This window comes from Enterovibrio norvegicus (assembly GCF_002876705.1).
Classification (GTDB): Bacteria; Pseudomonadota; Gammaproteobacteria; order Enterobacterales; family Vibrionaceae; genus Enterovibrio; species Enterovibrio norvegicus_B.
Genome location: NZ_MDAG01000007.1, coordinates 39305 through 62985 on the forward strand (window position 1 = coordinate 39305; position 23681 = coordinate 62985).

Below are 23681 nucleotides of genomic sequence, written 5' to 3' on the forward strand. Positions count from 1 at the left end.
AAACATCCCGCCAATCCATGCTGATAGCATGCCATTGACGGGATGAAGATTATCGAATCAAACTACGATGTCATGATCGCCGATCAACGGTAGCTGTATTCACCGAAACCACTAGAGAAAACCCAACGGTTGCCGTTAGACCAATACACTTCTGGCTCTTGAACACATTGTCCACCCGCATTCACAAAGCCTGCACCGTAGAATTCGTTGCCACGAGTTAAACTACACAGATTGGCATCGCTTCCTGGTTTGGCTTTAATGCGTTCACCGACATCAGCGGCATTGTTCAAAGACAGCCATTCGAATTGATTCAATGCAGACAGCACAGGGCGTTCACCACTTGTGTCACGCACTGTGATTTCATCACCGCCTGTACACTGAAAATCACCATTGCTTAAGTCTTCGACATAGCCATGCAGCAATGTATCCGCACCATTGACCGCCATCGGGAAACGACACAGGTACGGCGTGTTATCCACGACACGTAATGTGGCTAAATTCGCCAAATCTTTCTTATTCAAATCCGCAGGATCGAAAGAAGACGTATGCGCAAACCAGCTTGATGGCAATGCCGAATCTAACACCTCATAGCCATGCTCTTGACCAATGATCACAGGGCCAATCAGATCGTTCACCGCGGGGTTACGCGGAGTTGTCACTGTATCAAGCACTGTACTCGTCCCTGCTAGCGTAGAACAGCTCACTGTCATTCGCTCTGGGTGTACATCCATCGGCAAGTTCATGTGGAACTTGTTACTTTCGCCACTGCTGTAACGGCTGCCCGCTAACGCAATACGTTGCACTGAGCCATCTTCGCCATCAACAATCAGCTCACACTGTTTTTGAGAAGCTAATGTGTACTGAGTAATGCCACCTTGGTGCGAGGCGTACGCCCACAGCGCACCATTCGCATGTTTCATGTTGTCGATCTGCTTACATTTACCGTCAGCAATAAAACCTGCGCCATCATGAGACGTACCCGGCTTATTCAAGGCACACAGGGTTTGCTCACCCAATGCCACTGTTGGTGTATAGGTAACCTTGTTCAACAACTCGCCTTTACTCGCAAGCAATTGGTAATCCATCGGTTGAGAAACCGGCGTTTCACGCTCACCCTCCACCAGCCAATACATATCCGACGAAGCACGACAGACGTTTTCATCAGCCACTTCATGGCCCACAAAATTCGCTTGCTCACCCTTTGCATTGGTGTAGCTGAACTGACAAAGCGGCAACCAAGTATCGTTGTCTTTGATGGTTTGCCATTGCGTCGTCAAACGGTCAGCCGCAGTTATGCCTGACACCGCCTGCCAACCTTCCAGTTGTGGCTCAATCACGCTTGGCGTCGGCAGGTCAAACAGGTTGCCGTAATTGGAGTAAACCAGCGGATAAATCTGGCTTGGGTTCAGCTCTGCAGGGTCATAAATACCCAACACAGTGATCACTGGCACGCCTTTCGCGGTTGGCTTGGCGAAGTCAGATTCCACTTCCGCATAGTGCTGTGAATACTGATCCCACTGAACAAAACCCGTACTGCTATTCATGTCCAAATTGTTCGAGCGATTGAACCAATCTTGCGTAACACGCGCAGCAATTGGGTGCTCAAGGGTGTAGTTACTGATTAAGCCAGTCAGCGCACCTTCGCCACCGCCCATTGCCTCTCGCATGAAGCGGAATTCACCCGCAAACGGAGGCACAGATTCACCACTGTTGGTGTTGTCTACTGTGATCGGATCTGCCGTCCAGTGGAGGTTACCAATGAAGCGGTTGTAGCGGGCATCCCAACCCCAGCCAGATTCCATGTCATGAACGGAATAGCCTTGCGGATGGTGTCCTCGGCCAAAGTTATGACCCAGTTCGTGTGACCATTCGTTACCACGTGTTGCATCCAGCGTAACGATGCCACCACCGCCACTGCCACCGTGTTGCACCACTTTGGAGGCAATAACTCCCGTATCAGGATCTTTTGCCAAGTATTTACCGCGGCTGTTATGTGCGGTGATATGGCTGAATGGACGCGGCCAGCTCGCGTTGCCGCCCGCCGTATCTATCACACCAAAGTTGGCGTTATTGATGCCGATGGAGAATAGGCGCTTACCGATGTATTCACGCATATCTCCGCCGTGCCATCCTGGTGTTTCATATTCACTGGCCTTGGTGTACACCTTGCCGTTTGGCAGGGTGACTTTTCGTAAATGTATCGGCGTGTAATCAGCCATCACCAGTTTTGAAACCGGAATTTTCTGGAAGTAATCCGTCGCCAGTGTTGGCATGCGATCAATCATGTCATAACGATCGCGTGGCTCTACAAGCATGCCAATATCAATGTTTTGGATCACCATTTCAGGCGCGCCACCAAACACCAGCATGTCGCTGCTCAGCGCACCTTCACGGCCTCGGTTATCACTGAAACTCAAGGACAGGCCGGGTTTCATCCATTCCCAATTTAGCGGGAAACTCCATGCATGGTGTGAGAACACCACTTTGCTGCGATCCGTTTTAATCTGATCCGTGTCTGCCAACGCACTTGGAGGCTGCATAGGGAAGCGACCCATGTGTACACCCTCTACGGACACATCAACCCACATTTGGTGAATGCCATATTGAGAAGGCGTCACTAACAGTTGTGCCGCACGATCCATCACCAGGTTTGGATGACGCAAATCATCGTTGCCATTCGGCATCACGCTGGTGTGTGTTTGAGCGAAGTTCACGTGTCCACGCAAGTTACCCAACAGATGGTTTTGCGCGTCGCGGCTATCGTTGTAACTCAAACGAGCAGGCAAGGTATTGAAGGTCAACAGCTCAGTATCGCAGCTCAATGCATTACAACCTGTCAGCGCCACTTCGTACTCTGTGTCCGGTTCAAGATCGCCAATATAAAAGTGTGAGCCCGTGGCTGGATAGTTGAACGTGATGGACGATGCATTCTCAGGATGGGTAGTGATCGCGATGTTGTATGCCGCATCTTCACTGGTCGCTTTCCACGCCAGTTGAGCGCCCGTGTCAGAAACAGAGGCAGTTTGAAGCTCTGTGATATCAGGGGTTGCGATGCCACCACAGTCGGACATCACCGTACGGAGCACCATGTCGCTTTCCCAAATGTAGCTGCCATCATCATGCTGCGAGCCACGTGCGGCGGGAATGTACTCAACATAACAACCCGTATCATCAGCGGTCATCACACCCCATTCGCGGTGCAGTAAGTAGAATCCACCGTTATAAGGGACATACTCCCAGTCTGCATTCACAAACGGAAATGCAGCGCTGAATTCACCGTTGGTATCATTGAGTGGGAAACGCGGGAAATTCTCGTGGTTCAACCAATATTCTTTTCCTTGGTATGTCAAAAAACGACGACCCTCTCGCTCAACAACATTGGCGGGATTTTGCGCCAACTGCTGCATATTTTCGAGTGAGGTACGGGTTTGCTCTCCCAAAGACATCAATGTGGTGTTGTCTGCAAGTGTCGGCAGGCTGACTAGCGCACTTCCTATAAGCAATGACAAAAGTTTTAGTTTCATAAATTGTCCCTGAACGTTCTATTTAGAATTATGTGATTCAGATCCAATTTTCATCTAATTATCAATACGTCGCAGCCAGTAATATGCAATTCGTTGATCTTGGTGCAGAGCGTTTTTTCTCATTGGCGATATTACTTCCACATTAGTGAGACTATTGCAGATAAAAACATCAAAAAAATAAAGCTAAATCATCATGTTAAACCGCATAGACGCTGATAAAACAGTCTATTTAGTTGGTCAATGAGAGCGTATGAATGCACACTAGGGCATGCAAAGGAAAATGATGCAGGCCAATCACGGTGCTCGTGTGGGATCCGCACATGAATGACCCGCTACTTGAATGCGTAATTTAAGACAATGTTGCGTTGAACAAAGAAAAGGATGAGGAAGAAATGACCAAGAAAATCATGCTATCCATGGCGCTACTTGGCAGCACCTTTTTAATGGGTTGCAGCCAGCACAGCCTAATGGATGGCAAGGGCAGCATCTCGGCGACGCCCATTCAAGGTATCGAGCAGATAACGCAGCAATCAGACACTCAGTTTGATGTTGTATGTCCAACAGGGATATGCCGATTTGAACTTGCGACAAACACGCCGAAGACAGTCACTCTCAGCATGTATTACGGCGTAGATCAGCCGTTTAAAAAGCTAGAAGGCATCGACGTTTGCAGGCAACCCGAAGAGGCGATCAATCGATTATCGCAGTACCAATTTGACGTAACGCTGCTAGGCGGTGCAAAGCCCCATGAGATTCAGGTGATCGATTACTATCGAAATTAAAAAAGCGGGCATCCAGCCCGCTCACTCAACCAAACGTTTGAGGGTTAGTTGTAATTTGCTACCCGATGAGAGAACGCATTCATCGCACGTACACCATCAATTTGATCGTCAAACCCCATGGGTAACTTCGTGATTGGCGATAACACATCTGGTGTGGAGAAATACGGCTGACGATTCCCCCCCATTACCGTTCCTTCTCTCGAATACCCAATGGCAGGGTTACGGGCTTGCTCAGGCAAAGACACGCCGTGATTCAATGACATGTTGTGCCCCAATTCATGACGCATCACCGTGGTGCCGCAATGCACCGTGCCGCTCGCCACCATGTTGTATCTGCTTGCGCGAACCCAAGCTAGGCCACAGCCACTTTCGGTGCCTTCGTAATAGATCCCATCAGCTTTCAGCGCATTACGTCTGTTTTGCGCTGTTTCATTGGAACGCAACGCGGACAGCGCATCGCCAAGTTTTAGCCACGAATCAGGAGATTGAAACTTTTCGATGCTAACAAATCGAAAACGGAAATTTGCCTTCGAATTAATGAGTGCTTCGTTGGTTAACGTCATGCCTTCGACAAGGCGTTGACGTGAGGCAGATTCACCCAGTTTTTCAACGTTTCTGTGGCTGTAATACCCCAACAAATCAATCGTGACCGTTTCTCGCTCCCAGTTGCCAGATGCATTCACCACAAAGGTGACGTGCTCTCCACGATGGATAACTTCGTTGTTCATGGCTTGTGCACGCACAGTGAAAGACCACCAAGCGTCTGTTTTCAGATGAACGCGAAAACCTTCAGGGCTTTGTGGTAAGTGTAAATTGCGCTGCCAATTCCCATTGGAAAAATACACACTCGTCGTGGGAGAGACGACAGCCAACGCACCGTTTTTTACGTCACGCGCATTGAAAGATTTCTCAGGGTGAGAAAAGAGCGCCCAATGACGTCGATCACTGCGATACACAAACACATACTCGTCGCCCGTCCTTAAGGAGACCGGGGTCGTCATCGTGGTGTTCGCATTCTGAATCGTTGCCGTCCACGCCGCACGAGAACGGATAGTGACAGTGTCGCCTTGGTTACCGTCAGCAGGTAACGAAATATCGTGAATAAAATTATGATTCGCGAACTGTACTACGGTGTCTGGGGACGTTGGTGCTGGCACCATACCGTCTCGAATATCACGCGCATTGATCACACGTTGAGGCATTTCCTGAAAAGCCCATTTTTGGTAGGCCGCGTTATACGTCAGCTTATACGTATCCCCTCGCTTCAATCGTGCAGAACTCTGCGTCAGCAATTGCTCACCCGCAATCTGTGAATCCCATGCTGCATTTGATGAGATGATGATACCGCGCAGTTTTTTCGCCTCTTCGGGCAAGGCTATTGTTCGAGTCCAATTCCCATTCCAAACGCGATAGTGAACATATTGTTGTCCCGCGCTGTTATCCACTTGGTCTCCCGTCGCATTGGGCGATTGCTTTTCCAAATCGAGAGACCATGACGCAGTACTTGCTTTATACCGCACCGTAATGCTGTCTCCCGTCGAAAGAAGCAGCCGTTCAAATGGCAGGGTCTCATGCTCAATATTTGATGAATAATTTGCCTTCGATACCACTTTAACCACGGTATTGTCTTGAGGTTTTAGGGGCAGTTTAATGTTGCGCACCCAGTTCCCATTCAACGTGGTGAAGGTAATATTTTTGTCATTACTCGGCAGTTGCCCATCTACAACATCTCTGGGCGTAAGATTTGCTGCCACGGCAAGGCTGGAAGCACATAAACATACAAGCGATATTGCCAAGGCGATGTAGCGTCTGAAAAACGTCACTATCATTTCAAGCATCCTCTGGTTCATTCGATAAATTGCAGAGCAACTCTACGCAAACCATGTGTCGATAACTGTCCATATAGTGAGATGTATTTAATTGTTTTATATAAACAAATACTAATTTAACTTATTGGAATTGCTACAAAACCACCTCTTCAACGTTACCTGTAACAAAGAAGAAGCGGCCTTGTCATTATCACGACGTTGTCGAGGTAATTTACTCCGGTCGCGACACGGGTGTTGAGGAAACCCAAACCTGTCGCATCATCCAGGGTTTCACATACAGACACTGCGGGGACGTCTCCAAAGACAAAGCCTGTCCAGAAAAGAAATACGTAAATCTATGCGTCTAGAAAAAGGATTCATCAGGAAATGACTTGTGTTCAACAACACATTTTATGGTAGGAAATTCATACAGATTGATGCATTACCACTATTCAATGCCATCAAAAAATCGTTGTGGTTTCCCATACCAATAAGGAATACTGGTCACCATCAGAATGACGAGAGATCCGCAATGAAGATTGATTTAACCCGCTTAGTGACCGAGAGTCGAAATGCCGCCAGTGCAGACATCGATACCTTATCGACGTTAGACATGCTCAAAGTGATCAATCAAGAAGATCAGAAGGTTGCGCTCGCTGTAGAAGCGCAATTGCCCAACATCGCGCTCGCAGTAGATGCCATCACAAACGCCTTCGCAAACCATGGCCGTTTGATTTACATGGGCGCAGGCACATCAGGCCGACTGGGTATTTTAGACGCCAGCGAATGCCCGCCTACTTATGGCACAAAACCCGAGATGGTTGTCGGCTTAATTGCGGGTGGTCACCCTGCAATTTTGAAAGCGGTTGAAAATGCTGAAGATAACGCCGAGTTGGGTCAACGCAACCTTGAAGCGTTGGCTTTAACAAGCAATGACGTTTTGGTCGGCATTGCTGCAAGCGGCAGAACGCCCTACGTATTAGGTGGTATGCGCTATGCGACATCGGTAGGAGCTACTGTCGTTGCCATTGCGTGTAACCCGCAGTGCGCCATGGTTGATGAAGCAGATATCGCCATCACCCCCATTGTTGGCCCTGAAGTGGTCACAGGTTCTTCGCGCATGAAAGCGGGCACTGCACAAAAACTGGTGCTCAACATGCTCACCAGCGGGGCAATGATTCGCAGTGGTAAGGTGTATGGCAACTTGATGGTCGATGTGGAAGCCACTAACGCCAAATTGGTACAACGACAAGTGAACATTGTTGTGGAAGCGACAGACGCAAGCTCCGAAGAAGCGGAAGCTGCGCTCAATGCTTGCAACCGCCATTGTAAAACCGCCATCTTGATGCTATTGGCAAACATTGATGCACAAGAAGCCACCGCGCGACTAGAACGACACCATGGTTTTATTCGGGCTGCATTGAATTCAAAATAGCGAAAGCGATGCCGTCAGATATCGCCAGCCCAATGCGTGCCGCGTTGGGCTTTTTTTGTTGTTCTTCGATTCACCCAAAATACGGCCATTGCCTATTCACAATGTCTCAAACACCGCTATAATCTCCCCATCTTATCGCTAGGAGTGACCGCCCCAATGAAGAACTAACGTCCTGATATTCAAATCACATCTTGTATTTGAACACTCGGGGTTAGTGGGCGTTGCTTTTGGCATATCTCTCTCGCATCACAGAATTCGCACATTGAATTCTCGTTGCTCATCATCGAATTAAATCACCTTTTAGGGCGACGTGTATTCGTTGATCACACCTAAGCTATCGCTCAGCCGATTTATATCGATAAAACGGCGCAACCCCTTTTACTTGTATTTTGTAAGGGGAAAGGCATATGCCTGCATTAATCACTCACCAACTTTCATTCCAGCTTGATAGCGGGGAATGGCTCTTTCGTCACCTCAATCTCAGCCTAACGAAAGGCATCTCGGGCTTTGTCGGTCGCAACGGCGCGGGCAAATCCGTCCTGATGTCATTGCTTCTTGGAAGGCTAGAACCTGCCGAAGGCGATATTCAGCGAGATGGCAATATCGGCCACTACTCTCAGTTACCTTCACACTTGATTGACAGTGATATCACCATTGCGGATTTCCTTGGCATCACAGACACACTCACCGCATCTCGAGCTATTGCACAAGGAAGCACAGACCCACGTTATTTCAACATCATTGGCGATGATTGGGACATCGAGTCTCAAACGGAAAAACAGCTAACAACCTTGGGGATTCACACACATGTAGACGCACGTTGCCAGACACTGAGTGGTGGTCAGCTCGCATTACTGCAACTGCACCGCCTGTTCAGCGCAGAACATGACATCTTGCTGCTCGACGAACCCACTAACCACCTCGATGCAAAAGGTCGGCAATGGCTCATCGAACAATTGTCATGCTTTAAAGGTATTGCGTTAGTGGTCAGCCACGACAGAACCTTGCTTCGTCATGTTGATGGTATATATCAGCTCACTGGACTAGGGCTTCGCTATTTTTCTGGCAACTACGAGGTGTTTTTCTCGCAAACGTCTCTTGAATCGAGTGCGCTTGATCGACAAATCAGCCAATTAAAATCAGAAAAAAAGAACATTGAGAAGCAAGCGCAAATCAATAGAGAAAAAGCACAACAGCGCGCAGCAAAAGGGAATCGAACACTCAAGTCAGGCAGTCAGCCCAAGATCCTTATGGATGCTAAAAAAGACGGCGCAGAGCGAAGCGTTTCTGCCTCAAACACAAACCAACAAAATCAGATGAAACGGAACAATGAAAAATTGCAATCGCTTGAAGAACTGAAAGAGAAGAGAAAGCCCCAAGCGATGCATCTTCCGGTTTTGACGCGTGGCAAAAACCAAACCTTGGTGCACGTTGAAGGTTTCACGCTGCCGTTTGGTGAACAAATACTGCTAAATTTTACCGTAAACCAACACGACCGGTGCTATTTGAAAGGCCCAAACGGGTGCGGAAAATCCACCCTGCTTACCACCATTCTCAAAGGCTATTCGCCACTGCCAGGGGAGGTAAGGCGGAATGTTTCAGCTGTGTATTTGGATCAGCACTTTGGTTTGCTGGATGCCAACGCATCCATGATTTCAAGCCTAATGAGCCATTGTGAAGGGCTTCAAGAAAGCGATGCCCGAACCTTACTAGCGGGGATCGGATTTCGACGTGATACCGTTTACCGTCAAGTTTCACACCTCAGTGGCGGTGAAAAAATGAAGCTTTCAATGCTGATGGTCAGCCACACCCAACACGCACAGCTTTTATTGCTGGATGAACCTGACAACCATTTAGACATTGAAGCCAAACATGTATTGGCGGCGGCGCTCAATGCATACAAAGGCGCTTTTATATTGGTAAGCCATGATGAAGATTTTGTCGCTGACGTCTCTGTGAATAAAATCCTACACATGTACACCGACTAGCATCACGCACTCGCTGCGCTTTTGTCATTCAAAAGCGCAGCTCTCTTCTGCTGTAAATACCGTTTTGTTTTCTCTCCCCGAGCGAAGGGTTTTATTTTTGATCCCATCTGCATCTAAATGCCCGCGCACACCGTCTCTTGTTTTGAAACCCTTTTTCACATGGCCGTGAGAAAAAATGCGCTTACCACTTCGACACCGAAGTGCCCATGAAAGGAATGAAAGATGAAACACTGGACTCTATTGGCTCTGTTTTTTCCAGCGCTGGCCTTTGCATCCGCGAATACCCAAAACACAAACGTCGGCGACGTGTATGTCGATGCGAACGGCAGAACGCTATACACCTTTTCCAAAGACATTTCTGGCATGCCTAAATGCAATGACGGGTGTGTGGCCAAGTGGCCACCTTTACTTGCAGATCAAGCAAACAACGCTTTATTTTCAGGGGAGCCGGACTTCTCCACCATTCAACGGCGCGATGGCAGTAAACAATGGACCAAAAATGGTCAGCCGCTTTACCGCTGGATAAAAGACAAAAAACGTGGCGATATATCAGGCGCGGGTATTAAAGGGGTATGGCCTTTGGCACGCGCAGATGACGTGTCACTCAAGCTCTACAACGCGGGAAAAACGCGCTTTATTGTTAATGAAAGCAACTACACCCTCTATACATTTGATAAAGACATGGGGGGAAAATCGGCATGCTATGGCGAATGCGCCGTGAAATGGCCACCGGCTTTTGTCCCATCTACACTCACCTCTAAGGGCATCGATTCGCTGTCTTTCACTGGTAACTTTGGTGTTACGGAGAGGAAAAACGGCAAATACCAATGGACGCACAATAACAAGCCTTTGTATTTGTGGTTTAAAGATAAGGCACCCGGCGACACGACCGGTGATGGCGTGAAAAACGTTTGGCATATCGTGCAGCAATAAGGATATTCAGTGAGCGTCGATAAACAGCAATTAACATCGCTACTCTCACGCATAGCGCTTCGAGACCGAGAGGCTTTCGAAGCGCTTTATGCTTTGACGAATGCGCGACTTTTCAGCTTAGTCAAATCCATCGTGAAAGATGATCAACTCGCCGCAGACTTGCTGCAAGAGGGTTTTTTGAAGCTCTGGTTTAACAGCAAACATCACCCCGTTGAACACCCGTGGGCGTGGCTTTGTCAAAGCATGAGAAACCTTGCCATTGATGAACTGCGCCAACGACGACGGCGTCAACAAAACGATGCGGACTCGAGGTTTCTTTCCCAAGAAACGGCAGCGGGTGACAGCCCATCATCTAAAAACACGAAGGAGCCTCAACGCCTCGAACTGTGTCTCGAGGCGTTGCCTTATGATAAACGCAACGCCATCGTGCTCGCCTATCAACACGGCATGACACACCAAGAAATCGTTGAACACATCAATTCGCCACTGGGTACAGTGAAGTCATGGATCAGACGCGGACTGCAGGAGTTAAAACGATGCCTAACCGAATAACAGCCAAACGCTATGCGGCATTCGAGGTTCGCGACAGACTCGCTGCGCAATATGTTTTAGGCACGTTGACACCGCGTGTTCGTCGCCGACTCGAACAATTAATTCAACAAGATCCAACATGGTGGGAAAACATCGCCCATTGGCAAAAGCACTTTAGTGGGCTAACGCCATCGATGGATGATCACCTCGACGAGCAAGGGTTTTCTCCCGCCCCCAAAAAGGTATGGGATAGCATTTCTCTCGCGTTGTTTCCACGAACACACAGGAACGCACCAGAAGCACCCTCAAGCCACCCAACGCGTCGATGGCCAACATGGTTTACGCCTGTGGGGTTTGCATGCGCACTCATGTTGGGGTTGTTCCTCAGGCCCATAGTGACACCTGATCCTATTACCCCTACAAGCGAATCCACACAAACAACGTCTTTGATAGCTAGGGTTCAACCCGCGGCATACTTCGCAATGATGTCGTCTAACGTTGAAGAAAATCAGTTTGCGCTGGTGGCGTACCAAGGTGCGAAGCCCGGAGAGTCAACGATCCGTTTACAACGAAACCTTAGGGAAACAAATCTTCCCTCAGAGACAGCCATGGTGTGGATGCGTGATAAGTCGAGCGGAAAGCTACAGTCCATCGACACCCTCAGGCGCATTAACGACACGCGTTTCATGACCCCAACAGAATGGAAGGCGCTGAAAAATAGCTCGGAGTTGTTGGTGACAGAAACCAATGACCCAAGCAGCACAGTGATTTACCAAGGTGATTGTGTTGAGTTAAGCGACTGGAACGCCATTTAACGCGCCACGCCAGAAAGCATATTTGCCCTGCGCGAGTATGCTTTCTCGGCTTTTGCGATCGAATGCACACAAATAAAGCATAAATCATCATAAATACTAAGGAGTTACAGGAAAAGCACCACATTGGTGCAGATCACCCCCTCCCCATGCACAACCATGATGCATCAAACGTTACAGAGCCGTTAACACCCCGTGCAATTCATTCACTTCCGCATGAGTTTTTAACCACTAAATATCAGTAAGTTATCACTCTCACGCACCCTATTGGTGTGCCTCTGCACTTTATTTGCGCAAATCGGCACGATATGTGCTTTAACTTACTTAGGAAAATTTAATTCTCAGGGAAGTAGAGGAAAACATTGTGGAAAATATCAGTAGCGCGATTCAGACGCTGACCGAAAGCGCGAACACGCTCTTTATCTTGATGGGTGCCATCATGGTCTTGGCCATGCACGCAGGTTTTGCCTTTTTAGAAGTCGGTACCGTCAGACATCGTAACCAAGTCAACGCACTGGTTAAAATCATGTCAGATTTCGGTTTCTCGGCACTCGCATACTTTTTTATCGGCTATTGGGTAGCCTACGACACAACCTTTTTCAGCAGCGCAGAAGCACTCTCTGCTAACAATGGCTATGAGTTAGTTAAATTCTTCTTCTTGATGACATTCGCAGCCGCCATCCCCGCCATTATTTCTGGTGGTGTGGCAGAGCGCGCCAAGTTCACGCCAATGTTGATTGCTGCTGCAGTTATTGTTGCGTTCGTTTATCCGTTTTTCGAAGGCCTGATCTGGAACGGTAACTTCGGCTTCCAAGACTGGCTAGAAGCCACCTTTGGTGCCGCTTTCCATGATTTCGCAGGTTCGGTTGTTGTTCACGCAGTGGGTGGGTGGATTGCACTCGCAGCCGTGCTCATTCTCGGTGTGCGTAAAGGCCGCTACCGTGGCGACCGCTTGATTGCATTTGCCCCTTCGAACATCCCTTTCCTTGCCCTTGGCGCATGGATTCTTACCATCGGTTGGTTTGGCTTTAACGTCATGTCAGCGCAGACGCTAGACGGCATCAGCGGTTTGGTCGCGGTGAACACCTTAATGGCAATGGTCGGTGGCATCGTTGCATCACTTGTCGTGGGTAAAAATGACCCAGGTTTCCTACACAACGGACCACTAGCCGGTCTGGTTGCTGTGTGCGCGGGTTCTGACCTAATGCACCCAATTGGTGCGCTCTTCACCGGTGGTGTTGCGGGTGCCTTGTTTGTTTGGTTGTTTACCTTGACCCAAAATCGTTTCAAGATTGATGACGTGTTGGGTGTTTGGCCACTGCACGGCGTGTGTGGCATGTGGGGTGGCCTTGCGGCGGGCATCTTCGGCTTAGAAGCGTTGGGTGGCCTTGGTGGTGTGAGCTTTATGTCTCAGCTCATCGGCACCATTGCAGGTGTTGTCATTGCCTTCGTGGGCGGTTGGATTGTTTACACGGCGGTAGACAAAACGGCGGGTATTCGCATGACCGAAGAAGACGAATACAACGGTGCTGACCTCGCCATTCATAAGATTGCGTCCACCTCAGAAGATTAATGGCTAAGCGCTTAGCGCTAACGCAAAAAACACGAAAGAGCCCAACGGAATTGGGCTCTTTTTTGTTGCTTAAAATCACATGGTTGCATAGCTTTCAACGCCTCATATTCCTGAAATATAGACATCCGACTCCAACGTTCACATCAATACTGTTTACTGTATTTGATGAGATATGTCGTTGGGAGTTTTTGCATGAGCCACCAAGATATCGATGAAAATCACGTCGCCGATCCACCACAAGATGATTTGGTTTCTCGCCTAAAAAAGCGCGTCGCTAACCACCCCATCGGTGCATCCATCATTATCATCACGGCGGTGGTTATCGCCTTGTCTCAAGCCGTTCCCCCCATCGTGTCGCTCTACGAATACCTCACCGTACAAACCCGTGATACCGATTACCTCGATGATGAAAATTTTCAAATTGGCCAACGCGAGTACTTCTTCAACGATAACAATGACGCGGCATACGCTGCTTATCTCGCCGCAGCAAATGATGAAAACCCCCTTGCTCAGGCAGCCATAGCCAAGTTTCTATGGCGAGGTTTAATTGGGCCAAAAGATGAGGATGGCGCAAAGTATTGGGCGACTAAAGCGTTACCTCAGCTCAATAAATTGGTCGCTGTAGATCATGCCGAAGCGTTATATACCTTGGGTTGGCTAACCAACTATGGCGTCGGCGTGGCGAAAGATGAGAAGAAGGCTATTTCACTCTATGAGCGTGCTGCATGGAAAGGGATTGCTTGGGCGCAAACCAATTTAGGGGCCATCTATGAGGCAGGCGAAAACCTACCAAAAGACGCTGTGAAAGCCGAGTATTTTTATACGCTCGCCGCAAACCAGGGGTACGTCCCCGCACAATATGAATTGGCTCTCTTGTATAAATATGGTGACGACGGCGTTCCCATAGATTTGATAGCAGCCATGAATCTATTGACGCTGGCCGCTAACAAAGGAGATCCGGATGCCCAATATCACTTGGGTGACATGTACCGCTTTGGAAAAGGCGCTGAGATTGACTTAGAAAAAGCGGTGCATTTTTACACCCTCTCGGCAAATCAAGAAAAAGACTCTGCACAATGGGCGCTGGCTTATTGCTACAGCAAAGGTTTAGGCGTTGATAAAGATCCTAAGCGCGCGGTTTCGCTCTACACACTGGCTGCCGACCAAGGTCATTCCTCGGCACTAAACAACCTTTCGATTCTCTATCGGAAAGGGGAAGGGGTGGCTAAAAACCTTAATAAAGCCATTTTGTTACTCCAACAAGCTGCCGACAGTGGCCACAGCACAGCCCTCAATAATCTTGGCCAGCATTATGAGAAAGGCGAAGGCGTAACCAAAGATTTAAACAAGGCCTTTGAATTGTATTCACGCTCCGCGGCACTCAAAAATTCAGCGGCTCAAATCAATTTAGGCATGCTTTATCGATATGGGGATGGTGTTGAAAAGAATGTTGAAACCGCTGCCAAATACTATCAACTTGCCGCCGAACAAAACGACGATCGCGGTCAAACCTATCTTGGTGAGCTCTATGAGTTTGGTGACGGTGTTGAAAAAGACGACGTAAAAGCGATTGAGCTTTATCAATTGGCCTACGAACAAGGCAATCAACGGGCAAAAATGCGATTAGGCGCAGCCTATATGTATGGCATGGGAGGATTAGACACGGACGAGGAAAAGGCCAAGGCATTGTTGCTTGATGCCGCAGACAACAATGAAAACCTCGCGAATTGGTTTCTCTCCAGCCTTCATGCCAATAAAGAAAGTCCACTTTATGATGACGAGGCTCGTATTCGCTACCTAAAAACCGCGGCAGAAAATGGGCATTTTTGTGCGCAAAACAACTACGGGGTATATCTCGAGGAAAACTCGCCAGAAAGCGCTGAGGAGGCGGTGACTTGGTACGCAAAAGCCGCCAGCCAGGGCCACCAGCGCGGGCTAAAGAACTTCATCGCACAATTGGAATTGGGTAACGCCACAGAAGGCGACATCGCCCTTGTGCGTGATTACTACCTTGAACAAGCCGGAAAACAAAACATTCGCGCAAACCTGATTCTGGCTGATTGGCACAACCGCGGCGTGATCGTCGAAAAAGACATCATGAAATCGGTGAGTTATTTCTTTGAGGCCAAGAAGCTCGGCAGTGATGAAGCGGATGAGAAAATTGCCGCCGTGCTAGCGCCGCAGCATACCTTTGCAGCGACCTGCCCGACGAACATCTAAGGTTATTTCATCACGAAGTGCGATTGATAAAACTTCGGCGTAACGGCGAGTTTCTTTTTGAATTGGCGTTGGAAATGGGCTTGATCTGAAAAACCGAGCCTGAGTGCAACATCAGAAATATCATCGCCCGATTTAAGCATGATTTTGGCGCGTTTTATTTTCTCATCCATCAAATAAGCATGCGGTGGTAAACCAAATTGATGTTTGAAAGCGCGAAGCAGTTGATAGCGGCTCATGCCCGCTTCCTGTGCCAGCTCATCTAACTGATGTGTGTGTTCAATATCATCCAAGAGCCGCTCTCGAATGCGCATAAGCGGGGGTTGAGACATCATCACTCTGAGTGAGTCTTGCTGCTGTTTCCCTAAAATGCCCTCGATAAAATCATAAAAGCATACCTGAGCATGTAGCACACTCGCGTCGCTTTTCAATGCCTCAAACAAAGCACGAAAACGCTGCTGAATATCGGGGTTACGTTCGAAGTCATGAATAAAAGGGGTGTAATCATGCGCATCGCTTTGAAGCACATCGCGTTGAACATCACCCATTTTGAGTGTGTCTACAAACAGCATGCTGTAAGACCATGTACCAATATTGGGGTTACAAGAATGCACATCCGCGGGATTAATTGTCACCACATCCCCTTTGCCGATCGCATGCGTCGACTGTCGGTTTTTGTAGTTCGCACTCCCCTGTTGAATGATCCCGAAAGAAAACTCATCGTGCGAGTGCGCTTCATAACAGGCAGAGCTTTGATTGGCGACACGCAATTCGACCCAAGGCAGCAATGTGCTTTGCTTAAAGCTGGCGCTTTTATCCTTCTTCATGTGTGCCCTCAAACCCCTTTGGCATAATCCCTAACGCTTCCTTTCATCTTTTACAATGCAGACAATCACTATAGCCACATCATAGTGACTGAAACGGCCAATAACACACTCATCACTCTATTAAAGTGACGCTGTTGAACAGGATTATCAAGGTAGTTAGCCAAAACTGTGCCGATAACCGCCCATACCCCGACGCCTATCAAACAAATGACCAAAGACACCAAGGTAAATAACATGAGGTAAGTTTGCTCATCATCCTGCCCCACCACAAACAAACTGATGCCAGACATCGCAACCAACCATGCCTTTGGATTCAGCAGTTGCGTGAGAGATCCTGTCCATAGCCCTGAACGCCCTTTTTTCGACGCATCAATGCCTGATACTGGCGCAGTAAAAATCTTGTACGCCAAATAGAACAAATACACACTCCCGCAAACCCGCATACCCAATTCCATCTTAGGCAACAGCGACAACAACAGTTGCATGACACTGCCAGAGAAAAACACCACCGCTGCATACGCGACCGATGCACCCACTACATGTTTAACAGCTTCACGCACGCCGAAGTTAACCGCCGTGCTGGTCGCCAGAATATTAACCGGCCCAGGCGTTACAGCGCCAACAAACGCGAATGTCGCCATGGCGACAAGGATATTTTCCATCACAACCACACCTATCTATCCTTCTCTTGAGCGTTTGAGAATACGTTAGGCGTATCGCCAAGTATTGAACGATATTGCACTTAGGTGCGCCGCGGTTGAACGGTTAAAATTCATACGGAATGATATGCCATCACCATCATAAGAGTTTGATTTCGCATTAATAAATCTAAGAATTCTGGTTTTTTATTGGAAGATTATAAACTTAGTGGCTACGCTAATCGGGTTGCAATAAGCATTGTCATTCAGGATGAATGACAATGCTTACTTATAAATCAGAATCTGCCGTCAGTTGTCGAGATAAAAATATGAAAGCCTTAGCTCAACTCGCTCACCGCTATATGAAGGATCAATCAGGGGTTACCGCTGTAGAGTACGCCATTATGGGTGTTGGCATCTCCGCCATCATTCTTGCAGTCTTCATTACAGACCCAACCTTCAAAGATACCCTCATTTCTGCATTTCAAATCATTGCTACAAACATCGATTCAGTGAGCAATTGATCCTGATTTTTTGACGATGGGAGCCACACCATGTTCGTTGTATCACTCACTTACAAAGTCGCACTCTCTGACGTTGATCAGCACATTGATGCGCACATTGCTTACTTAGAAAAACAGTACGCAGACGGGCACTTTTTGGCATCAGGACGTAAAGTTCCACGCACGGGTGGGATCATTTTGGCGCAAGCCAAGGATCGCGAACACCTCGACACGATTCTGCGCGCCGATCCTTTCTATCAGGCGGATGTGGCGGATTATGACGTAATGGAATTTGAGCCTTCCATGGTCGCCGAAGGTCTGGATGCGTTAAACGGATAGCGGCCGCAAAAGTCAGGATAAAAAACTGCCAAAAAAAGCGGCGCAATGGCCGCTTTGATTCTTGATTGAAATCGGCTGATCAGTTGAAAGCCACCGTCGCCACCACTTGCGCATGGTCAGATTGCTTCTTGTTCCCCACGCCATCATTTTTCAAATGCGCGTCGTATACATCAAACCCAGACACTCGACCAGCAGCGTGATTGTTCTTCTCATTCAAGGCGTTTGAGACAAACACGTAATCCAACGTGCCACCCTCACCGCGATGATAATGCGTCGGCGTTCTTGCGGTGCCATCAGGGTTAGGGGCCATGTCGAAGGCATCGTATAACTTGAGTTTGTAACTTGCGACCTTGGCCTCAATGGGCAGGTCAGCCCAAGCGACACCATCAATGTCATACACTCGGCCTCGGTTTGAGAGGGCTTCGATGGCAATGGAATGGATGTTGTCATTCAAATCCCCCAGCAACACCACAGGCGTTTCTGATGATGCGTGCAGATCTTTCGAGATGTTCTCGTAGAGCTCACTCGCTTCCGCGCCACGTTGCAGCATAGACGCCACGTTGCCAATGGATCTCGCTTGCATCGCTGCCAACACGCGCTCATTCCACCCGGCGTTATCACAAACATCTGACGGAATAGAAACAGGGCGTTTTGATTTAAAGTGCGCGACGTAAACAATCGCATTGGCCGCACCGTCGATTTGAACTTCCGCGCGGATAGGCGTACGCGAAAACTCTGTGTCTTCTTTTAGCGGTAAATGCTGGCTGGAGTTGTCATTGAATGACACCTTTTCCGCAGAAACCAGAGGGAATTTGGAGGCGATCGCCACCACAGGCCCAACGTACACATTGTCACCGTCATCGCCTTTTGCTGGCGTATCTACCACCGCGAAATGCGGGTATCCTGCAGCGTTCACCAAGGCTTTTAGTTCGTCAGGGCTAAACACTTCTTGAAAGCCCACCACATCACACGCCATCTCGTCGAGTTGCGCAGTTACCCATGCTTTTTTGTCGAACCAATCGCTGTCTGAATACGTGTTCTGTGGGGCGTACCATGCCACCGGAGGCGCAGCGAATTGGTAGAGATTAAATGTACCGAATCGAATATCCATCTTCTTTTCCTCTCTGTAGTTATACCCAAACAACCTCACAGGCATTCAAATACCGCAACAACAAACTTCGTCGATCACCTGCTTTAGATCGTGTATTTTATCAGCCAACAATGTGGGCAAACTTCACGTCCATAAGACTTTGGCAAGATAGATTTCATAAAACGGCATGACGAGCGTTCAGTCGCGGATCAATTCGCTCAGTTTCGCGGAAAAAGTAAGCGTAGGTTGTTTGGGTATAATCACATTCAGCAAGACGATTCCAGATTAATCTGTAGATAATTTCATCAGCGGAATCAATACACTATGGACGTGCTACTGCTTGTTAGTTTAATTGTTATTAACGGTATCTTTGCCATGTCGGAGATTGCGTTGGTCACCGCCAAAAGCAGTCGATTAAAGCGTTTAGCGGAAAGAAGTAAAGCCGCGCACGTTGCACTGACCCTCAAAGAAAACCCCACACGATTCCTCTCAACCATTCAAATTGGCATTACCGTGATTGGTTTGCTGAGCGGCATCGTCGGTGAGGCGACCTTGTCTGTGCCCTTTGCTGAATGGTTGGTGGTGATGGGCTTGGATGTGTACACCGCAGATATTTTCTCAACCGCCTGCGTGGTGTTAGCGATTACTTACTTCGCCATTGTCATCGGTGAATTGGTGCCTAAACGCTTTGCACAGTCAAATGCCGAGCGACTTTCAGTGTTAGTGGCATTGCCAATTTACTGGCTGTCCAAAATCGCTACGCCCTTCGTTGCCTTACTGACACACTCCACAGAAGCATCACTGCGCGCGCTGAACGTCAGCCAAGAAAACGACGACACAGTGACCGAAGATGACATTCAGGCACTGGTCAGTGAAGGGTCATTGTCTGGCGCAATTGAGCCTCAAGAGCACGAGATGATAAACAACATACTGCATCTCAATGACAGGCTGGTTAGCTCGCTGATGACACCGCGCCGTGACATTGATTTTCTCGACATCGACCAACCCGTCGACCAGGTTCTCAAACGTATCCGAACAACCAAACACAGCGTGTTTCCTGTTTGTCGAGGCAATCTAGATAACGTGGTGGGCACGGTTTCTTCCAAAGCCATGCTTAATCAAGCGGGCAATTTATCGATCCCCGTGATAGCTAGCCTCTTAAAACGTCCGGTTTACGTGCCTGAGTCCATGCGCGGATTAACCTTGCTGAACTATTTGCAGCGAAAAAGCGGTGAATTGGCGTTTATCGTCGACGAATATGGTGACATCCAAGGGTTAGTCACCCATTACGATTTACTGAAAGCCATTGCGGGTGATTTGTCGTTGTCGGAAGAAGATGCATGGGCGAAACAGCTTCCCGATGGCAGTTGGTTCATGGATGGCATGATGCCCATCGCCGAGTTCAAAAGTCGACTAAACATCAGCACCTTATTGGGAGAAGCGGAAGAAGGCTTCCAAACCCTGAACGGTTTATTGATGTGGGTGGCGGGTCGTCTGCCGAACGAAGGTGAGGTGATCAGCTATCAATCATGGCGTTTTGAAATCATCAAATTGGCGCATAACCGGATTGCCGATGTGAAGATGATGCCTTTAATGGTGCCGCCGAAAGAGCCCACAAAAACGCATGAAGCGGCTTAAAGCGAGAAACGAGAAACGAGAAACGAGAAACGAGAAACGAGAAAAAATGCAAAAAAAAGCCCGGAAACCAAAGAGGAATACCGGGTTTTATTAGCAGAATTACATTGGGAGAACTGCTACAAATAGGGAGAATGTTTCGCTGCTCATACCAACACACAAGGTGTGAGCAGTGTTGTTACGAGTAAGCGGCAGAAAGCCCTTTGCTATCGAAAAAGTGAAGCTTGTTGGTGTGAAATGACAGACCAATTTGATCTCCCGCTTTCACGTCACTTTCTCCATCAGTTCGCACAGTGATTTTGCCTAGCTCACCGCAATCAACACTTCTATAGATACCCACGAAGGCGGATTCAGTCACATTTCTTCGCTATCGTTATTTTTGAAAAGCCGGCAACTTACCACCAAATCAACATATTTCCAGGGTGACGCCAATAGAAAACCCGCCGAAAGCGGGTTTAGGTTGGATGAATCATTGCCAATGTGATTGGGCATGTTGGCAAGACACGATCAGGTAATCCCTGGTAGTGGACAATTTGGGGTTATAGCTTTCGCCCTAACCGCTTTTCAACTTGCTTGCGTTCCCAATCAGCGCCAAAGAAATTCAGCACTTCAAATGCGCTTAATCCGTGAGAAATAATGCCAATGCCCCACCCCATAGCAGGCCACCACGCCCAGATATATTCCGGGCTGCTCATGTAGTTCAAAATGAACAACCCCGCGATCACTAACGCATAGGTCATTAGGTGTGAGTAGAAGCCTTTAATTTCTCTCACTTGGTTAATCACGCGGGTTTCTTCTTCTGTAATTTTTACGTCAGCTGGCATGTCGGGCTCCGGTTCTTTTTGAAGATCTGATACTTGAACGTCGAATACAGCAGCCAACGATTTCAGCGATTCCAATCCCGGTTTGTCACCCCTTTCGATGCGTTGAATGGTTCTAACACTCAGGCCGCTCATCTCCGAAAGTTGCTCTTGTGACCACCCACGTTGCAATCTTAGTTTCCTGATAATCATGTCGTTTCCTTTCTGCTGTGTGCCCTTTCAATCTACAAAAAACGAGAGGATATTCACCACGACACCGTGGTGACACTTACCTGACAGTGCTTTAAAAACATACAATTAGCATTGCATTATCTTGGCTTCAAATTTAGGCGTCAGCGATGCGACAGAAAGCCGACTCAACGGCCAATCCGATGAAATATCTGCCACATTTCGCTCTTAGCGTTAAAAGCCGAAGCGTTAAAGACCTAGACGCGCTGAAAGCCACGCGGCAATGTCTTTTATCTGCGGCATACACACTTGGTGTTCCATGGGGTAAGTCGACCAATTTGGTTTAAAACCCGCGGCAATCAAATCATCACGCGCATCTTCGCCCATCGCAGGAAGCACAACCGGATCATGACTACCGTGCATGATTTCAATCGGGATAGTACGATTGGCGTCAGCATATTCGATGGAATCCGACGTTGGGAAATACGTCGAGAGCGTAAGCAACCCCGCCAACGTTTGCGGGAAACTCAAAGCGGCTTGATACGCCACAGCACCGCCTTGCGAAAAACCCGCAAGAATAATGCGTTCAGAAGAAATACCACGCGCTATTTCACGTTCGATCAACGCTGATACTTGCGCCGCCGAATCCAGCAGTTGTGCAGTGTTTAGCTTGCGCCCCGCCCCCATTTCAAGAATGTCATACCACGCAGGCATCACCATACCGCCATTTACCGTGACAGGAATCGACGGCGAATGCGGAAAAATAAATCGCACAGGGGCATCAGCAGGAAGGCGGAGCTCAGGCAAAATCGCTTCAAAATCATGGCCATTAGAGCCCAAGCCGTGTAACCAGATTACCGCTGCGGTGGCGGCAATTTGCGGTTCAACTTCTACGCATTTCAGCATCTTTTCGTTCCCTATCTATAAGGTTGTTTGAATTACACACTGTCTTCTTTCTCGATCACCAAGATGCGCGCTTCGCCGACAGGATGCGCCACATGTTCAGTGCCCACTGCGGCGTAAAAAATATCACCAACGACCATCAGGTTAGATTTCTCAAGGCCATTCTCGCGATAGCGCATCTCGACCTTGCCATCGAGCACAACGAAGATCTCTTCTCCGTCGTTGATGTGCCATTTGTAGGGTTGGTCGGTCCAATGAAGGCGCGTGGTGATGCCATTCATGTTGGCGATGTCCATCGCTCCCCATGGGCGTTCAGCAGTAAAATTGGTGCTTTTTATAAACTTCATACAGCAATCCTTGCGGTATTCACCTCAAGTTGTTTGGGTATAAAGCTTATAGATCGGGAGAGGCGTTGAAAACAAGGGCATGGAAAAACAGCGATAAGGTCAATGCATTGAGACGAGACGATGACATTGCTCATGCCATCCTTGGCATACGTGAAAACAGTCAATGTGCGGAGTGACTGCTCACCAAGTAAATTCAGATATTTCGGTTCTGACGTAGCAGCTTGAGGGCAGATCGAGCAACATCGAGAACCCAAGCTGGGTCACCGGCGTAGCGATCAGTTTTACCTCTCCCATTTCAACAAACTTTCCGGTAATGCCTTTTAGTGAACCGTTGATCACGGCAATGGTACAACCGTCGACCTTGTTGTTATTGATGGATTCGGTTTGTTCATAGTAGTGCAGCACGGTTTTAATTTTAACGATGTCGCAACCCGGCACAGAGGCCAAGTATTTACCGTGCCGAACAAAGTGAGACAGTTCCGGCGCCGTTTTTACCCACTGAAGTCCTTCAGGTGTGGTGCGAACAAAAACGTGGCATTTGAACAATGGCTCATAGCTGGTTCGCCTTTTGCCATTCAACACTTGCGAGAAGGTGCGCACAGGCAAGTACACGTCCATTCCCTTACGTTGAAGGCGGTCGACGAAATCTTGTTCTTCACCAACGTGCGTAAACGCAACGTACCAGCGATAACTGTGCAATTCGCTCTCCTTTAACGCAGGCTCAATGCCCTTAACAATGAAAGGCGCATGAGCTCAAAACATGAACTGCAGACTGAGAAATTTACGATTGCAGGATTTAACTTATTT

Annotated in this window: 21 protein-coding genes; 11 read left to right on the forward strand and 10 right to left on the reverse strand. The window is 48.3% G+C overall.

All coding sequences use genetic code 11. The annotated features are described in order from the left end of the window. Positions 1-83 precede the first annotated feature (83 nt). Positions 84-3524 carry a M66 family metalloprotease gene (locus tag BCT27_RS03300; RefSeq protein WP_102395025.1) on the reverse strand — a complete coding sequence of 1147 codons (3441 nt, stop codon included), beginning with the start codon at positions 3522-3524 and terminating at the stop codon, positions 84-86. Between the two features lie 392 nt (positions 3525-3916). Between BCT27_RS03300 and BCT27_RS03305 the strand changes: the two genes are divergently transcribed. Further along, positions 3917-4306, forward strand: coding sequence for a hypothetical protein (locus BCT27_RS03305; RefSeq protein WP_102317572.1), 390 nt, complete (start codon positions 3917-3919; stop codon positions 4304-4306). Positions 4307-4350: 44 nt separating this feature from the next. Here the strand turns inward: BCT27_RS03305 and BCT27_RS03310 are convergent, their stop codons facing one another. Continuing rightward, positions 4351-6135 carry a zinc-dependent metalloprotease family protein gene (locus BCT27_RS03310; protein WP_157939230.1) on the reverse strand — a complete coding sequence of 595 codons (1785 nt, stop codon included), beginning with the start codon at positions 6133-6135 and terminating at the stop codon, positions 4351-4353. A 511-nt stretch (positions 6136-6646) separates the two neighbouring features. On the opposite strand from BCT27_RS03310, the gene murQ reads away from it, so the two are divergent. From murQ to BCT27_RS03345, 7 genes are all read left to right on the forward strand, one after another. Further along, complete coding sequence (gene murQ / locus BCT27_RS03315) at positions 6647-7549, forward strand: N-acetylmuramic acid 6-phosphate etherase (protein ID WP_102395027.1); 903 nt, start codon at positions 6647-6649, stop codon at positions 7547-7549. A 407-nt stretch (positions 7550-7956) separates the two neighbouring features. After that, positions 7957-9537: an ABC-F family ATP-binding cassette domain-containing protein gene (locus tag BCT27_RS03320; RefSeq protein ID WP_102395028.1), complete on the forward strand. Its 1581-nt coding sequence runs from the start codon at positions 7957-7959 to the stop codon at positions 9535-9537. Between the two features lie 222 nt (positions 9538-9759). Then, positions 9760-10470 carry a hypothetical protein gene (locus BCT27_RS03325; RefSeq protein ID WP_102395029.1) on the forward strand — a complete coding sequence of 237 codons (711 nt, stop codon included), beginning with the start codon at positions 9760-9762 and terminating at the stop codon, positions 10468-10470. A 9-nt stretch (positions 10471-10479) separates the two neighbouring features. Continuing rightward, positions 10480-11022 (forward strand): RNA polymerase sigma factor, encoded by a 543-nt coding sequence (locus tag BCT27_RS03330; RefSeq protein WP_102395030.1) that lies wholly within the window; start codon positions 10480-10482, stop codon positions 11020-11022. Beyond that, positions 11007-11816: a hypothetical protein gene (locus BCT27_RS03335; RefSeq protein ID WP_102395031.1), complete on the forward strand. Its 810-nt coding sequence runs from the start codon at positions 11007-11009 to the stop codon at positions 11814-11816. Before BCT27_RS03330 ends, BCT27_RS03335 begins: the two co-directional genes overlap by 16 nt. A gap of 361 nt (positions 11817-12177) precedes the next feature. Then, on the forward strand, positions 12178-13386 hold the full coding sequence (locus BCT27_RS03340) for an ammonium transporter (protein WP_102317565.1): 1209 nt from the start codon (positions 12178-12180) through the stop codon (positions 13384-13386). A gap of 192 nt (positions 13387-13578) precedes the next feature. Further along, the gene (locus tag BCT27_RS03345; RefSeq protein WP_102395032.1) at positions 13579-15606 is read left to right on the forward strand and encodes a tetratricopeptide repeat protein; all 2028 of its coding nucleotides are present in this window, start codon (positions 13579-13581) and stop codon (positions 15604-15606) included. Positions 15607-15608: 2 nt separating this feature from the next. Here the strand turns inward: BCT27_RS03345 and BCT27_RS03350 are convergent, their stop codons facing one another. Next, positions 15609-16430: an AraC family transcriptional regulator gene (locus tag BCT27_RS03350; RefSeq protein ID WP_102317563.1), complete on the reverse strand. Its 822-nt coding sequence runs from the start codon at positions 16428-16430 to the stop codon at positions 15609-15611. A 68-nt stretch (positions 16431-16498) separates the two neighbouring features. Continuing rightward, entirely contained in the window at positions 16499-17092 is a 594-nt protein-coding gene (locus BCT27_RS03355; RefSeq protein WP_181955888.1) for a LysE family translocator, read from the reverse strand. Between the two features lie 257 nt (positions 17093-17349). Here BCT27_RS03355 and BCT27_RS03360 point away from each other — a divergent pair, with 257 nt between their 5' ends. Both BCT27_RS03360 and BCT27_RS03365 read left to right on the forward strand, forming a co-directional pair. Then, on the forward strand, positions 17350-17592 hold the full coding sequence (locus BCT27_RS03360) for a Flp family type IVb pilin (protein ID WP_241908493.1): 243 nt from the start codon (positions 17350-17352) through the stop codon (positions 17590-17592). 30 nt (positions 17593-17622) lie between these two features. Continuing rightward, on the forward strand, positions 17623-17910 hold the full coding sequence (locus BCT27_RS03365; RefSeq protein ID WP_102391605.1) for a YciI family protein: 288 nt from the start codon (positions 17623-17625) through the stop codon (positions 17908-17910). 79 nt (positions 17911-17989) lie between these two features. Here BCT27_RS03365 and BCT27_RS03370 read toward each other — a convergent pair whose 3' ends face one another. After that, on the reverse strand, positions 17990-19021 hold the full coding sequence (locus BCT27_RS03370; RefSeq protein WP_102395034.1) for an endonuclease/exonuclease/phosphatase family protein: 1032 nt from the start codon (positions 19019-19021) through the stop codon (positions 17990-17992). Positions 19022-19324: 303 nt separating this feature from the next. Between BCT27_RS03370 and BCT27_RS03375 the strand changes: the two genes are divergently transcribed. Continuing rightward, positions 19325-20638 (forward strand): hemolysin family protein, encoded by a 1314-nt coding sequence (locus BCT27_RS03375; protein WP_102317559.1) that lies wholly within the window; start codon positions 19325-19327, stop codon positions 20636-20638. A gap of 175 nt (positions 20639-20813) precedes the next feature. Here BCT27_RS03375 and BCT27_RS03380 read toward each other — a convergent pair whose 3' ends face one another. The 5 genes from BCT27_RS03380 to nusG all read right to left on the reverse strand — a co-directional run bounded on the left by BCT27_RS03380 (position 20814) and on the right by nusG (position 23573). Next, positions 20814-20993: a hypothetical protein gene (locus BCT27_RS03380; protein WP_017017104.1), complete on the reverse strand. Its 180-nt coding sequence runs from the start codon at positions 20991-20993 to the stop codon at positions 20814-20816. Between the two features lie 181 nt (positions 20994-21174). Continuing rightward, on the reverse strand, positions 21175-21648 hold the full coding sequence (locus BCT27_RS03385; RefSeq protein ID WP_102395035.1) for a 2TM domain-containing protein: 474 nt from the start codon (positions 21646-21648) through the stop codon (positions 21175-21177). A gap of 225 nt (positions 21649-21873) precedes the next feature. Beyond that, positions 21874-22530 (reverse strand): alpha/beta hydrolase, encoded by a 657-nt coding sequence (locus BCT27_RS03390; protein ID WP_102395036.1) that lies wholly within the window; start codon positions 22528-22530, stop codon positions 21874-21876. A 32-nt stretch (positions 22531-22562) separates the two neighbouring features. Continuing rightward, positions 22563-22874, reverse strand: a complete 312-nt coding sequence (locus BCT27_RS03395; protein ID WP_102395037.1) for a cupin domain-containing protein — start codon at positions 22872-22874, stop codon at positions 22563-22565. A 180-nt stretch (positions 22875-23054) separates the two neighbouring features. Further along, a complete protein-coding gene (gene nusG / locus BCT27_RS03400; RefSeq protein ID WP_102317556.1) occupies positions 23055-23573 on the reverse strand; it encodes a transcription termination/antitermination protein NusG in 519 nt (172 codons plus the stop codon). Positions 23574-23681: the final 108 nt, after the last annotated feature.